Here is a 14,352-nt window from a genome sequence, read left to right as displayed (position 1 = left end):
CCGTGAGCTATTTAGATGACCTGGCCCTGGTTGGCGAAGAAATGGCCAAGTGCATGAAGTGCGGCAACTGCCAGGCAGTCTGCCCTCTGTATAAAGAGATCCTGCGGGAAGCGGCTGTGGCCCGTGGTAAGGTCCAGCTGGCCTACGCCTACCTGCGGGGAGAAATTCCGGCCACCCATTCCCTAGCTGAAAAGTTTCTCTTTTGCCTCACTTGTATGGCCTGCGTGGCCAACTGCCCCAGCGGCGTCCGGGTGGACAAGGTAGTACTGGCGGCGCGGGCGGCCATGGTGCGGGAAAAAGGGCTACCCTGGTTAAAAAAGGTTATCTTCCAGGGTTTAAAGCGGTCCTGGCTCTTCGATACGGCTTTGAAGACCGGTCGTCATTTCCAGTCCTTCGCCCTGCGTTACCGGCCGGAAATCCAGCGCTGTAACCCCCGCTTTCCTATAGGACTGGAACTGAGACGGGTCCTGCCGCCCCTGGCCAGGCGCACATTGAGAGAGGAATTCCCCGAGGTTATCCGCCCGGTGCAGCCCCGGGCCAGGGCAACCTTTTTCACAGGTTGCCTGGAGAACTATATCTACACTGATATCGGCCGAGCAGTGGTCAACGTCCTCCTGGCCAACGATATCGAAGTTATAATCCCCCGGGACCAACACTGCTGCGGTATACCCACCCTGGTCCACGGCGACGTCCTTACGGCCAGGGAGATGGCTGCTTCCAACCTGCATATTTTTCAGGGATATAACTTTGACTACCTGGTCACTGTCTGCGCTACCTGTGGCGAGGCCTGGAAGCAATACTATCCCAGCCTCATGGATAACGGCCCCCTGGGGGAGGTTGCCGGGCAGATGGCCAGAAAGGCCCGGGACATCAATGAATTCCTGGTGGAGATTGATTACCGCGTGCCGACCGGCAGTCTGCCTTTAAAGGTGACTTACCACGATCCCTGCCACCTGGTGCGGGGCCAGGGGATTAGCCGCCAGCCGCGGCAAATCCTGGGTTCCATCTCGGGGGTGGAAGTGGTGGAAATGAAGAATGCCGATCGCTGCTGCGGCAGTGCCGGTTCCTTCAGCCTGACTAATTACGATGTTTCCATGCAGGTCCAGGCCCACAAAGTGGCAGCTATCAAGGCCACCGGCGCCGGTACGGTGGTCACCGCCTGCCCGGCCTGCCGCATGCAACTGGAAGACGGCCTGGCCCAGGCCGGCCTGTCCCCCAGTGTCTTCCACGTAGTCCAACTTCTAGAACAGGCTTACGGTATTACCGCCAATTAGCTTCACGCCTCTATTTACGGGGAGGGTCATATTTGAAATCTCAGGAACTCATTACTTCCTTCACCAGCCAGGCCGAAGCCATGGGCGCCCGGGTGATCCAGGCAGCCCGTCCGGGCGAAATTGGCGCTAAACTGGTGGAGGTTTTACGTCCCCTGGGATCAAAGATTGCCCTGGTGGACTCCCCCCTGGTGAAAACAGCCGGGGTGGAGGCGGCCCTGGCCGGGGCAGGATTCAACGTTGAAAAGGACGGACCGGAATTTGCCCGTCAGGCCGATACTGGTATCGTCGAGTTTGAGTACGGTATCGCCGAGACAGGGACCCTGGCCATGGACGCCACCGACCTGAAAACCCGCCTGGCAGCTATGTTACCCCTGACTTGCGTGGCCCTGCTCGCGGCGGAGAGGGTCCGGGCCAATTTGACCGAAGTAATCGACGCCTATTTGGAGCGGGGCCCTTGGCCCGGCTATTTCACCCTGGTTACCGGTCCCAGCCGCACGGCCGACATAGAACGCAGCCTGACCGTAGGTGTTCATGGGCCAGAGAGGCTGTTCATCATCCTGGTAGGCGAAAACGGAGGTGCCAGCCGTGGCCGGTAAAGAATTCAAGCAACGTATCCGGCAGGCCCTGAATAACGCCAGCCTGCGGGGAGCCCTTGGTCGCTTTGCCGATTCCTATGTAGTTTCCCGGGAAGAGGTTTATGCCGGCCGGGATTTTGAATCCTTAAGGCAGAGGATTGCCGCTATCAAGGCTGATGCCGCCGGCCGTTACGAGGAACTGGCCGACCGGTTCAGCCGGGCGGTGGAGGCCCGAGGCGGCAAGGTGTTCCGAGCTAAGGACGCAGCGGCCGCCAGGGAATATATCTACCAGGTAGCTAAAGAACACGGCGTTACAGAAATCGTCAAGTCCAAGTCCTTTGCTTCGGAAGAGATCCACCTGAACGAATTCCTCCAGGAACGGGGTATCAATCCCTACGAAACCGACCTGGCCGAGTGGATCCTCCAGCTCATGCCCGGGGAGAGGCCTTCCCATATGGTCATGCCGGCCATTCACCTCCCCAAGGAGGAGGTCGCCCGGGTCTTCAGCCGTTACCTGGGTGAACCGGTAGAACCTGATATTAAAAATATGGTCCGTATCGCCCGCCGGGAGTTGAGGAAAAAATTTCTGACTGCCGGCATGGGCATCAGCGGCGCCAACATTGCCGTGGCTGAAACGGGGACCATTGTCCTCTGCACCAATGAAGGCAACGCCCGCTTGACTACTACTGTACCACCGGTTCACGTGGCCATTGTCGGCTACGAGAAGCTGGTGCCCAGCATTAAAGATATTGTTCCCATCCTTGAGGCCCTGCCCCGCAGCGGTACGGCTCAGCCCATTACCAGTTACGTAACCATGATCACCGGTCCGGTGCCGGCCTGGCGGGGCGAAGGCGAGGGTATTAAGGAACTGCACGTCGTTCTTCTGGACAACGGGCGCACCAGGATGGCCGCCGACCCGGTCTTCAAGGAGGCCCTGCAGTGTATCCGCTGCGCCTCCTGCACCAACGTCTGCCCGGTCTTCCAGCTGGTCAGCGGCCAGGTCTATGGTTATATTTACAACGGCGGTATCGGCAGTGTCCTCACGGCCTTCTTCAATTCCCTGGAAGACGCCGTCGACCCCCAGAGCCTGTGTATCGGCTGCCGGCGCTGTGCCGAGGTCTGCCCGGCAAAGATTAATATCCCCGATTTGGTGTTGAAGCTTCGGGAGCGGGTCGTCACGAAGCAGGGGCTTTCCAGCGGCTACCGGATCGCCCTCCACGGCATAGTGGCTAAACCGAAGCTGATGCACACCCTCCTGCGGGCGGCCTCCCGCCTCCAGGGTCCGGTAACCCACGGCCAGCCCCTGATCCGGCACCTGCCTCTCTTCTTCAGCAACTTGACCTCCGGCCGCAGCCTGCCGGCCATTGCTAAGGAGCCCCTGCGGGACCGGGTCAAACGCCTGGAGGCCCGTACCGGCAGGCCGCGTCTCAAGGCCGCCTTTTACAGCGGTTGCGTAATTGACTTTGCCTACCCGGAGATCGGTGAGGCTGTTTATAAAGTGCTGGGGCGGGAAGGGGTGCAGGTAACATTTCCCCAGGGCCAGGCCTGCTGCGGTGCCCCGGCAGTTTATGCCGGCGATCGGGAGACGGCGGTGAAGTTGGCCAAACAAAATATTACCGCGCTGGAAGAGGCCCGGGCCGATGTTGTGGTCACCGCCTGCCCTACCTGCGCCGTGGCCCTGAAAAAGGACTTTCCCGAGCTCCTGGCCGGCGAACCGGCCTGGGAGGAGCGGGCCAGGGCCCTGGCGAAGAAGGTAAAAGACTTTACCGAGCTGGTCCATGAATTAACTGGCGGGCAGGGGAAAAAGGTCAAGCAGGCTAAAAAATCCGGCAGCGGGGCAGTAAAGGTTACCTATCATGACTCTTGTCATTTCAAGCGGCACCTGGGCCTGGACCAGGTGGCCAGGCAGGTTTTAAAGGAACAGCCGGGGGTGGAACTGGTAGAGATGCAGGAAAGCGACCGCTGCTGCGGTTTTGGTGGTTCTTATAGCATCAAGTACCCGGAGATCAGCGCCCCTATCCTGGAACGCAAGCTGAAAAATATTACCGAAAGTGGTGCGCAAGTGGTGGCTGCGGACTGCCCGGGCTGCGTCCTGCAGCTACGCGGCGGCCTGGATCAGAAGGGCAGCTCTATCAAGGTCAAGCATACGGCTGAGGTGCTGGCGGCCTTGGAGAACTTGCAGGGTGGCGGGAACAGTAAATAACTCCCCGATTTTATTCCCGGAGGTGGGGACAGGTGGACCTGAGACCTATCAGGACTAAAAAAATCTACGAAGAGATCGTCCAGCAGATTAAAGATCTCATTGGCGAGGGTAACCTGAAACCGGGGGACCGCCTGCCCTCGGAACGGGAATTGTCCGAACGCCTGGCCGTCAGTCGTGCTTCCGTCAGGGAAGCCCTGAGTGCCCTGGCGGCCATGGGAGTAATTGTTATCAGGCCGGGAGAAGGCACATTTGTCCAGAATATCCGCAACGGGGCCATAGTTGAACCCCTGGCCATGGCTCTGCTCCTGGACCGCCAGGCTGCTATGGAACTTCTGGAAGCCCGCCAGGCCCTGGAGGGCGAGGCCGCATATCTTGCGGCCCGCCGCGCCGGGCCGGAGGACCTGGAAAAGATGGAGGAGCTTTTAAAGGAGATGGAGCATGACCTGCAGCGGGGCATTCTGGGTGAAGAGGCAGACCTGCGTTTCCACCTGGCCATTGCCGAGGCGGCCCGCAACTCCGTCCTGGCGCGCCTGATGCATACAGTTTCCGATACCATGCGCCAGGCCCTGAAGACCAGCCGCCAGCGCCTTTATACCACCGCGGGCAACCCGGAAAAGCTTTTTGCCCAGCACAATCAGATTTATGAAGCCATCAAAGCCCATGACCCCCGGGCCGCCAGGAAGGCTATCTGCCAGCACCTGCGCTTTGTCGAAAAGGAGTTGCAAAAAGAATAATGGGGTCAAAAATTAGCCAATCTGTTTTTATTGGTGATATTTAAGGTTTATAAAAATGAGGCCATGATTCAACTGTTGTATGGATTATAATTGACATAAAAGGGAGAAATAATAAATAAACATACTAGTGGGTGGAACGCGGTAGAGGTACTAAAAAGGCCTGGGTGCAGTTTCTCCTCCCGGTGGTAGTTTAAAGGGAAAGGAGGTTCCTTGTTAGGGGAGCATCCGGTTGTCAACAGCAACGCACTTTGGTAAGTGTCCGGTCTGAACACCTGGATGCCATAACAGTATATTTGAAATTTAATACATGGCATGGTAAGGAGGCAATGAAACAATGCCCTGGATACAGGTTTATGACCCGGTTAATAACCTGGGGCTGTCGGCTTTATTGGCTGTTATCCCCATTCTCTTCCTGTTTTATGCCCTGGCTATCCGAAGGATGAAGGGTCATATTGCCGGCTTCCTGACGGTAGTAGTAGCAATTATTGTCGCCATTTTAGGTTACCGGATGCCTGCCGGCCTGGCCGTCCTTTCCTTCCTCAATGGTGGTCTGTACGGCCTGTTCCCCATCAGCTGGATTGTAGTAACCGCTGTCTTTTTATACCAGATTACGGTGAAGACCGGTCAGTTCGAAGTGATCAAGGATTCCATCGCCGGCCTTACCGAAGATCGGCGCCTCCAGGCCCTCCTGATTGCCTTCTCCTTTGGCGCCTTCCTCGAGGGTTCGGCCGGTTTCGGCACCCCCGTGGCCATTACCGCGGCCATGCTGGCCGGCCTGGGGTTCAATCCTATTTATGCCGCCAGCATCTGCTTGCTGGCCAACACAGCGCCGGTGGCCTTCGGTGGTATCGGGGTACCGGTTATCACCCTGGCCCAGGTGTCCGGCATCGACTCCATGCTTTTGAGCAAAATGATTAGCCGCCAGTTGATATTCCTTTCCGTCCTGGTTCCCTTTTGGCTCGTGGCCATTATGTCGGGATGGAAGGGTGTCAAAGAAACCTGGCCGGCCTGCCTGGTTAGCGGCGGCTCCTTTGCCCTTGGCCAGTGGTTTTCGGCCAACTATTTAGGCCCCATGTTACCGAATATTATCTCCGCCCTATTTTCTCTAGTCTGCCTGCTCCTGTTCCTGCGTGTCTGGCAACCCAGGAATATCTGGCGTTTCCCCAACGAACCGGCAGTGAAGGGTACCCGGAACCATCACACGCCCGGTGCCGTCCTCAAGGCCTGGATGCCCTTTATTATCCTCACCTTAATGGTGGGTGACTGGGGTATTAATTCGGTGAAGGCTGTGCTGGATCAGGTTACTGTCAAGTTCGCCATCCCGGGACTGCATCAGGCTGTTATCAAGGCGGGTGCTTCCAAGGCCATGGACGCCATCTTCACCTTTAACTGGCTTTCGGCAGCAGGCACCGGTATCCTCCTTGCCGCCTTTATTTCCATGTTAATCCTGGGAATGCGCTTTGGTGACTGGCTGCGGATCTTCGGCGAGACCTTATACGACCTGCGCTACGCCGTCCTCACTATATTTATGGTCCTGGGTTATGCCTATATAGCCAACTTTTCCGGCATGAGCACCACCCTGGGCCAAGCCCTGACGGTCACTGGCAAGGCCTTCCCCTTTGTGGCGCCTTTCCTGGGCTGGCTGGGGGTTTTTATTACCGGTAGTGATACGTCCGCCAACGCCCTGTTCGGAAAACTCCAGTATATTACCGGCCAGAATATCGGCGTCGACCCGGTATTGACAGTGGCTGCTAACTCCTCCGGCGGCGTCACCGGGAAAATGATCTCCCCCCAGACCATCGCCGTGGCTACGGCTGCTACCGGCTATGTGGGTAAAGAAGGTGATCTCTTCCGCTTCGCCATCGTACCTAGCATTTTGATGACGGTCATTATCAGCATCATTACAGTCCTCCAGGCCTATATCTTCAAATGGATGATCCCGGCCCACGGCGACTTGACCCAGATGGCAACTGCTACCGCCGTCAAAGTAAACCTGGCCAACGGGGTGAGTATCCTTGCCGGTACTATTATCGTTATTATTATCCTGGCGGTAATTGTTGCTTCGGGCAACCGCAGTCGGGGCAGCCGTGGCGTCTATACGCCCGGAAAATGATGTTCGGTAAAAACCAGGCCCACCGGTAACAGCTGGTGGGCCTGGTGCCAAAAAGCCCCTTTCCGGGGCTTTTGGCTTTCCTGGCGGAGCCGACGGGAGTTGAACCCGCGATCTTCGGCGTGACAGGCCGACATGTTAGACCACTACACTACGGCTCCAGAATTGGTGACCCGTGGGGGAATCGAACCCCCGTTACGAGCGTGAAAGGCTCGTGTCTTAACCTCTTGACCAACGGGCCGTATGTTTGGTGAGCCATGGTGGATTCGAACCACCGACACCCTGATTAAAAGTCAGGTGCTCTACCGCCTGAGCTAATGGCCCACAGTTTTTTATCATATACGGTTATACTGCCTCTGTCAAGGAAAATTTGCAGGCCTGATTTTGCCACTTCCCTGGCAGACGCCCAGATGGGTTTTAGCGGTCATTTTCGTCGATGCTTGACAAGCCAGATGGTTATTAACTGTCAAGGGACAGAGAAAATGTCACCCCCCTTGACTGGCGGGTAAGAGATTACTCATAGTGACATTTTCTCAGTCCGCTTACAGGGTGACAATATCACTGTCCGGTGACATAGAGCCGTTATTAACTTGACAAAAGAAAAGGAAAGGAGTAAAATAAAATCCACAAGCGGAAGTAGCTCAGTGGTAGAGCATTGGCTTCCCAAGCCGAGGGTCGCGGGTTCGAATCCCGTTTTCCGCTCCAAAAAAATCAACGTATAGGAGTCCGCTGTTTTAGCGGGCTCCTTTTGATTCTATCAATAAAAAATAAAAACCAGGCCTGGAGCACAAAATAGTAGGGAAATTGGTGGAAAGGCGGATATTATGGCCCCGGATCGGTTGGACAACAGCTTGCTGGTGATCTTTGGCGGCACGGGGGACCTCGCCCGGCGCAAGCTTTACCCGGCTTTATTCAACCTTTTTGTCGATGGTTTCCTGCCGCCGGCTCTTGGGGTAATAGCTGTGGGCCGGTGCGGTTTTACCCGGGATAGCTTCCGGCAGGAGATATTACTGCCGTCCCTGGAGACCTTTTCCCGCCGCGCCGCTTCCCTGGACGCCTATTTTGAGCCCTTTGCCACCCGTTTGCACTATTTCCGAACCGACATTTATGACCCGGAGGGATATACCCGCCTGGGACAGTTCCTGGTGGAACTGGAGGAGGCGGCGGGCTCCCGGGGCAACCGCATTTTTTACCTGGCCGTGGCCCCGGAACACTTTGGCCCCGTAATCCGGAGCTTAAAGGAAACAGGCCTGGTACCAGCGCGGGGCTGGCAGCGGGTCGTTATTGAGAAACCCTTCGGCCATGACCTGCCTTCGGCGACAGAATTAAACCGCCAGCTGCGGGAGGCTTTCAGCGAAGAAGAGATTTACCGCATTGACCATTACCTGGGGAAAGAAATGATCCAGAACATCATGGTCATCCGCTTTGCCAATACTTTTTTTGAACCGGTCTGGAATAATAAATATATCGACCACGTCCAAATTACTTCGGCGGAAACGGTGGGTGTGGAGAACCGGGGCGGCTACTACGACCGCGCCGGGGCGCTGCGGGACATGGTCCAGAACCACCTCCTGCAACTGGTGACTTTGGTGGCCATGGAACCACCGGCCAGCCTGGCCACTGAAGCTATTCGCGATGAAAAGGTAAAGGTGCTACGTTCTTTGAAACCCCTGGATGCGGCGGCAGTCAGCAAGAACGCCATCCGCGGCCAGTACGGTGCCGGGGAGATAGATGGGCAGATGGTGCCGCCTTACCGCCAGGAAAAGGAAGTGGCCCCTGATTCCACGACGGAAACGTTTGTCGCTTTAAAGCTTTTCATAGATAACTTCCGCTGGGCCGGCGTGCCCTTTTACCTGCGTACGGGCAAGCGCCTGCCGCTTAAAGTGACGGAAATTATCCTCCAGTTTAAATCCCTGCCGGATATCCTGTATTTTAAGGAATACGGTGAATTACGCCCCAATCTCCTGGTCATCCGCGTCCAGCCCCTGGAAGGCGTCTACGTTCAGCTCAATGCCAAGCGGCCGGGGAATAATAATTACATCGTACCCATCCGCCTGGATTTTTGCCAGAATTGTGAGGTGGGGGTTAATTCCCCCGAGGCCTATGAGCGCCTGCTTTATGATGTAATGCGGGGGGACCCTACCCTTTTCACCCGCTGGGATGAGGTGGAGGCGGCCTGGAAGTTTGTCGATCCCATATCGGCCGCGTGGGCGGCTCAGGGGCAGCCGCAATTTCCCAATTACGCCGCCGGCCAGTAGGGGCCGCCAGCGGCCCAGAGACTATTAATTTGCGATGCTCGCCGCTGGTGGGAGGAAAATGGAGCAGAATCGATTTCTTAAGGTGAAAAACTTGCGGATCTACGACATATCCATGCCCATATACCCCGGTATGCCGGTCTACAAAAACAGGGCGGAAAAGCAACCGCAAACGGAAATAACTCGTAACTATGAAAACGGCGTGCGGGAAACGCGCTGGCTCCTGGATACCCACACCGGCACCCATATCGATGCTCCCGCCCATGTGATCCCGGGCGGGGGCACCACCGCCGACCTGGACCTGTCGTATTTAATCGGCTCCTGCCGGGTGCTGGACCTGACGGCAGTCAACGACCGCATTACGGCCGGGGATCTGGCGGGCCAGCCGGTCCGGATTGGCGATTTTATTCTGTTGAAAACTAAAAACTCCTGGGCTGCCGGCAATGAAGTCGACTTTATCTACCTGGATGCCGGGGCCGCTGCCCACCTGGCTAAAGCAGGGGTTCGCGGAGTCGGCCTGGATGCCCTGGGGATGGAGCGGGACCAGCCTGATTACCCGACCCACCGGACTTTGTTGGAGCGAGGGATCATTATCATTGAGGGCCTCAGACTGAGAGAGGTGCCTCCCGGCGCTTATCAGATGCTGGCCCTGCCCCTGCGCCTCCTGGGAGCCGAAGCGTCCCCGGCCCGGGTCGTGTTGCTGGATAGAGAATAGGCCGGCAGCACCCTGCCGATACTAAAGGAAAAGTATTGGCGGGGTGTTTTTGATGGAGCGGCAAATTTTACGGGTAAGTTTAAGCGACGGCAATATCCGCCAGGAAGAAATCCCGGCACGGGTCTGCCGGGACTTTATCGGCGGCCGCCCCCTGGCAGCACGTTACCTTTACGGCGAAGGGACCGCCGGGGTAGACCCTCTGGGCCCGGAGAATATTTTAATCTTTGTTGCCGGGCCCCTGGCCGGCAGCGGGGCCAGGGGAGTCAATCGCTGGCTGGTGGTAACAAAAAGCCCTTTGAGTGGCGGCTTTTTCCGCTCGGTGGGCGGGAGCGATTTCGGCGCCTGGCTCCACGGCGCGGGGTACGAGATGCTGTTCCTGACGGGCCGCGCGGAGGAACCGGTGTACCTCTACCTGGGTCCCCGGGGACGGGTGGAGTTGCGGCCGGCCCGGGACCTCTGGGGCAAGGGTACAGGGGATACCCGGGCCGAACTGCGCCGACGCCACGGCCAGGGGGCCCGGGTGGCCTGTATCGGCCCGGCCGGGGAAAATCTGGTGCGTTACGCCAGCATTATTAGCGACCATAGCACGGCGGCCCGCGGGGGCGTGGGCACCGTCATGGGGGCGAAAAGGCTCAAGGCCCTGGTGGTGGAAGCAGAACCCGATGTTCCGGTAGCCAGGCAAGACCTCTGGTCGCGCATCCTGGTCCGTCAGGCGGAATTGGTCGAACGCCGGGACCACCGGGCGCCTTTGCCGGGAGCCCTGAAGGGGGCTATTCTACCTACCCGTAACTTCCAGGGGGCCTGGAAAGCGGATATCGACCCGGTCGATCTGCCGCGGTTGCTGGAACGCAAGGGGCCGGAGTTCCAGACTTACTGGGCCCTGGGGGCCAACCCGGGCCACCTGGATCCCGACCTGGTGACCATGGCCAATGAACGCTGTAACGACCTGGGCCTGGATACGGTCTCGACCGGCGGCAGCATAGCCTTCGCCTACGAGCTCCGGCAGAGGGGGTTGCTGCAAGCGGAGGGCTTCGACCTGGGCTGGGAGCGACCGGAGGCCACTATGGAGCTAATTCGCATGATAGCCTACCGGGCCGGTATCGGCGATCTTCTCGCGGAAGGCGTGGACCGTATGGCGGCATATATTGGTTCCGGTGCCCGGGAATACGCCATGACCATCAAGGGTATTGAGATGCCGGGTTATGACCCCAGGGTGCGACCCCTTCACGGCCTGGGGATGGTGGTGTCGGCCTTGGGGGGTAGTTACTGCTACGGCAAGGCCCTCCATGCCGGCCTCTTCGCCGCCGACCGGGAAGGGGAAGACCTGGTGGGCCAGGTAAGCCGCATCCAGGAAACGACGGTAGCCCTGGAAACAGGCGTCGGTTGCCTCTTTGCCTACTTGGGCGGGTGGTTGAGCCTGGAACAGATGGCTGAGATGATGACGGCAGTAACAGGTACGGAGGTAACTCCGGAGGACCTAAAGGGGGCGGCTGAACGAAGCTTGACCATGGAGCGGGCCTTTAACCTGCGGGAAGGCCTGGGCCGGGAAGCCGATACCCTGCCGGAGCGTTTCCTGCGGGAGGGTGTCGAGGCAGGCGAGATTACAGCCGGACCCCTTACTGAATTACCACGCCTGGTTACGGCCTATTACCGCCGTCGCGGCTGGGATGAAGAAGGCCGGCCAACACCTGCCACCCTGGACCGCCTGAGCCTGGAATTGGTGCGCCTGGACCAGCCCCGGGAGTTCAAAGTAGCTTTCAGCCGGGAATTGACCAAATAAGGATTGGCCTGGAAATAGTATCTTAAAGGGAAACGAACGAATAAACCGGGTTTAATTTTCTACTTGCCAAAACCAGCGGGGTGGTATATTATAATAAACGGACAAAGATGTCCGGCTGAGTTGTAATTGAATAAGGCAATGAGTGTCTGTAAGGGCAAAGACGCCCCGGGGGTATAACACCCCCTGGTTGGCGTCTTTTATTTTTTAATTTAGGCCTGCTGGAGGAGGTGGATAGTAGCGTTCCTGGGTAGCGATTTTAGAACAAGACCTCCGTATCGTTAATGCGACACCAGCAGGAGGCTCCAAAATAGCAACCGGCAGGCTATTTAAAAAGCCGTACCTGTTGCTCCTAGATTTGGGCTACCAAAGTTTAATTTGATCTCACGGGAAAGGAGTTACCGGCATGAGTAAGACACCAGGCGAAGTACTTGAGATGGCCCGAAAGAACAATATCCAGATGGTCGATCTCAAATTTATCGACCTGCCAGGGACCTGGCAGCACTTCAGTGTGCCCTTAGACGAATTCGATGAAGGCGCTTTTACCAGCGGCGTGGGTTTTGACGGCTCCAGCATTCGCGGTTTTAAAACCATTAACGAGAGCGATATGATCTTAGTTCCCGACCCCGATACCGCCTTTATCGATCCCTTCTGTGATGTGCCCACCCTCAGCCTGGTATGCAATGTCTACGACCCTATGACCGGGCAGAATTACAACCGCGATCCCCGGTTTGTGGCCAAAAAGGCTGAAGCCTATCTAAAGGAGACCGGCATTGCCGATACCAGTTACTGGGGACCCGAGGCCGAGTTCTTTATCCTCGATCATGTCCGCTTTGACCAGAGCCAGTACGCTGGTTACTATTTCCTGGATTCTGATGAAGGCTTCTGGAACTCGGGCGTGGAAATGAACGGTCATCCCAACCTCGGCTACCGGCCGCGCTATAAAGAAGGTTATTTCCCGGTACCACCTACCGACACCCTGCAAAACTTGCGGACGGAGATGGTCCTGCTGCTGAAGCAGATGGGCATCGCCGTGGAAGCCCATCACCACGAGGTGGCTACTGCCGGCCAGGGCGAGATCGATATGAAGTACGCCCCCCTGACCCGGATGGCCGACCAGCTGATGATGTTCAAATATGTGGTCAAGAATGTGGCCATCAAGCATAATAAGACGGCTACCTTCATGCCCAAACCGGTTTTCCAGGACAACGGCTCGGGCATGCACGTCCACCAGAGCCTGTGGAAGGGTAACGAACCCCTCTTCTACGATGCCAATGGTTATGCGGGGCTTAGCGAACTGGCCCTGTATTATATCGGCGGTTTGTTAAAACACGCCCCCGTCCTGACGGCCTTCTGCAGCCCGACCACCAACTCCTTCAAACGATTGGTGCCCGGCTTTGAAGCCCCCGTCAACCTGGTTTACTCCCAGCGTAACCGCAGCGCGGCCATCCGCATTCCCATGTACTCCAGCAGCCCGGCCGCCAAGAGGATCGAATACCGGCCGCCCGATCCTTCCTGCAACCCGTACCTGGCCTTTGCCGCCCTGTTAATGGCCGGCCTGGACGGTATTAAGAACAAGATCCACCCCGGCGAGCCCCTGGATAAAGATATCTATGACCTGCCGCCGGAAGAAGCGGCCAGGGTGAAGTCCCTGCCCGACTCCCTGGAGGAAGCCATCGCCGCCCTGGAAAAAGACCACGAGTTCCTGCTTCAGGGAGGCGTCTTCGACGAGGACCTCATCAACGCCTGGATTGAATACAAGCAAAAGCGGGAGATCAACCAGATCAAGCTGCGTCCCCATCCCTATGAGTTCGTTTTGTATTATGATGTTTAAACCTGAAGACCAGCACTGCCTGCCCCCTCACCCAGGGGGCGGTTTTTTTATGGGTGGTGCAGGAGTGTCCTATTTGCTCTATTCCTGGCGGCTGAAGGACCAGGAGCCGAGGAAGCCCAGAATCAGGACCATCGCGGTGATAACGGTTAGGTCGAAGCCCAGGCTGTAGTGGACCAGGAACTCCAGTACCCGGGGGTCGGCACCGGCGTAGATGAGGCGGCGCAGGGCGTCAACGCCGTAGGTCAGGGGGTCGATTTTCATCAGGAAATTCATCCAGCCGGGCAAATTGGTCATAGGGAAGATGGCGCCGCTTAAGAAAAAGAGGGGCATGATCAGGAAGTTCATGATCATCTGGAAGCCCTCCATGGTTTCCATACGGCTGGCGATGGCAATACCGAAGAAGGTCAGGGCCAGGGAAATAAGGAACAGGGTTCCCAGGAGCTGTAAGATCATCAGGGGGGTCAGGGATACTTTAACAAAAGGTGCCAGGAAGAGCATGATGGCAGCCTGGACGATGGCCACGGTACTGCCTCCCAGGGCCTTACCCAGGGCCGTGGCCCAGCGGGGTACCGGCGCTACCAGGACTTCCTTGAGGAAACCGAATTCCCGGTCCCAGATGATGGAGACACCGGAGAAGATGGAGGTAAAAAGGACGGACATCCCCAGGATGCCGGGATACATGAACTGGACGTAATTTACAGGGATATTGGCCGGTACACCCCGGAAACCCATGGCCGCCGAGATTCCCTGGCCGACGATGAGCAGGTAAAGGAGGGGTTGGCCGATCATGCCAATGAGGCGGCTGCGCTCCCGGATGAAGCGGATAAACTCCCGGTACCAGATGGTGTAGATGGCCCGCAGGGCAGGTTGCATAG

The 14,352-nt window shown here is 57.4% G+C and carries 9 protein-coding genes, 4 tRNA genes and 1 pseudogene; 10 read left to right on the top strand and 4 right to left on the bottom strand.

Annotation, left to right across the window (positions count from 1 at the left end; translation table 11 throughout):
- Positions 1–2 precede the first annotated feature (2 nt).
- The 5 genes from MOTHE_RS11490 to MOTHE_RS11470 all read left to right on the top strand — a co-directional run bounded on the left by MOTHE_RS11490 (position 3) and on the right by MOTHE_RS11470 (position 6,899).
- Positions 3–1,274 carry a (Fe-S)-binding protein gene (locus tag MOTHE_RS11490; protein WP_053095139.1) on the top strand — a complete coding sequence of 424 codons (1,272 nt, stop codon included), beginning with the start codon at positions 3–5 and terminating at the stop codon, positions 1,272–1,274.
- Positions 1,275–1,306: 32 nt separating this feature from the next.
- A complete protein-coding gene (locus tag MOTHE_RS11485) occupies positions 1,307–1,870 on the top strand; it encodes a LutC/YkgG family protein (protein ID WP_011393789.1) in 564 nt (187 codons plus the stop codon).
- On the top strand, positions 1,860–4,052 hold the full coding sequence (gene ldhH / locus MOTHE_RS11480) for an L-lactate dehydrogenase (quinone) large subunit LdhH (RefSeq protein WP_011393788.1): 2,193 nt from the start codon (positions 1,860–1,862) through the stop codon (positions 4,050–4,052). Before MOTHE_RS11485 ends, ldhH begins: the two co-directional genes overlap by 11 nt.
- A 32-nt stretch (positions 4,053–4,084) precedes the next feature.
- The gene (locus MOTHE_RS11475) at positions 4,085–4,786 is read left to right on the top strand and encodes a FadR/GntR family transcriptional regulator (RefSeq protein ID WP_011393787.1); all 702 of its coding nucleotides are present in this window, start codon (positions 4,085–4,087) and stop codon (positions 4,784–4,786) included.
- A gap of 334 nt (positions 4,787–5,120) precedes the next feature.
- Positions 5,121–6,899 (top strand): L-lactate permease, encoded by a 1,779-nt coding sequence (locus MOTHE_RS11470; protein ID WP_011393786.1) that lies wholly within the window; start codon positions 5,121–5,123, stop codon positions 6,897–6,899.
- Between the two features lie 81 nt (positions 6,900–6,980).
- Here MOTHE_RS11470 and MOTHE_RS11465 read toward each other — a convergent pair.
- The 3 genes from MOTHE_RS11465 to MOTHE_RS11455 all read right to left on the bottom strand — a co-directional run bounded on the left by MOTHE_RS11465 (position 6,981) and on the right by MOTHE_RS11455 (position 7,220).
- Positions 6,981–7,057: transfer RNA gene (locus MOTHE_RS11465), tRNA-Asp, on the bottom strand.
- Between the two features lie 5 nt (positions 7,058–7,062).
- A tRNA-Glu gene (locus tag MOTHE_RS11460) sits at positions 7,063–7,137 on the bottom strand.
- Between the two features lie 7 nt (positions 7,138–7,144).
- Positions 7,145–7,220, bottom strand: a tRNA-Lys gene (locus MOTHE_RS11455).
- Positions 7,221–7,526: 306 nt separating this feature from the next.
- Between MOTHE_RS11455 and MOTHE_RS11450 the strand changes: the two genes are divergently transcribed.
- From MOTHE_RS11450 to glnA, 5 genes and pseudogenes are all read left to right on the top strand, one after another.
- A tRNA-Gly gene (locus MOTHE_RS11450) sits at positions 7,527–7,601 on the top strand.
- 119 nt (positions 7,602–7,720) lie between these two features.
- Positions 7,721–9,151 (top strand): annotated as a pseudogene (gene zwf / locus MOTHE_RS11445) (glucose-6-phosphate dehydrogenase); the annotation flags it as partial.
- A 61-nt stretch (positions 9,152–9,212) separates the two neighbouring features.
- Complete coding sequence (locus MOTHE_RS11440) at positions 9,213–9,866, top strand: cyclase family protein (protein WP_080997203.1); 654 nt, start codon at positions 9,213–9,215, stop codon at positions 9,864–9,866.
- 52 nt (positions 9,867–9,918) lie between these two features.
- Complete coding sequence (locus tag MOTHE_RS11435; RefSeq protein ID WP_011393783.1) at positions 9,919–11,646, top strand: aldehyde ferredoxin oxidoreductase family protein; 1,728 nt, start codon at positions 9,919–9,921, stop codon at positions 11,644–11,646.
- A 403-nt stretch (positions 11,647–12,049) separates the two neighbouring features.
- Positions 12,050–13,477: a type I glutamate--ammonia ligase gene (gene glnA, locus MOTHE_RS11430; RefSeq protein ID WP_011393782.1), complete on the top strand. Its 1,428-nt coding sequence runs from the start codon at positions 12,050–12,052 to the stop codon at positions 13,475–13,477.
- Between the two features lie 78 nt (positions 13,478–13,555).
- On the opposite strand, the gene MOTHE_RS11425 is transcribed toward glnA, so the two are convergent.
- Complete coding sequence (locus tag MOTHE_RS11425; protein ID WP_011393781.1) at positions 13,556–14,350, bottom strand: ABC transporter permease; 795 nt, start codon at positions 14,348–14,350, stop codon at positions 13,556–13,558.
- Positions 14,351–14,352: the final 2 nt, after the last annotated feature.

The sequence above is a fragment of the Moorella thermoacetica genome (genome assembly GCF_001267405.1).
Taxonomy (GTDB): Bacteria; Bacillota; DSM-521; order Neomoorellales; family Neomoorellaceae; genus Neomoorella; species Neomoorella thermoacetica.
Note: the sequence above shows the minus strand (reverse complement) of the source record. Positions and strands in the feature narration are given on the sequence as shown.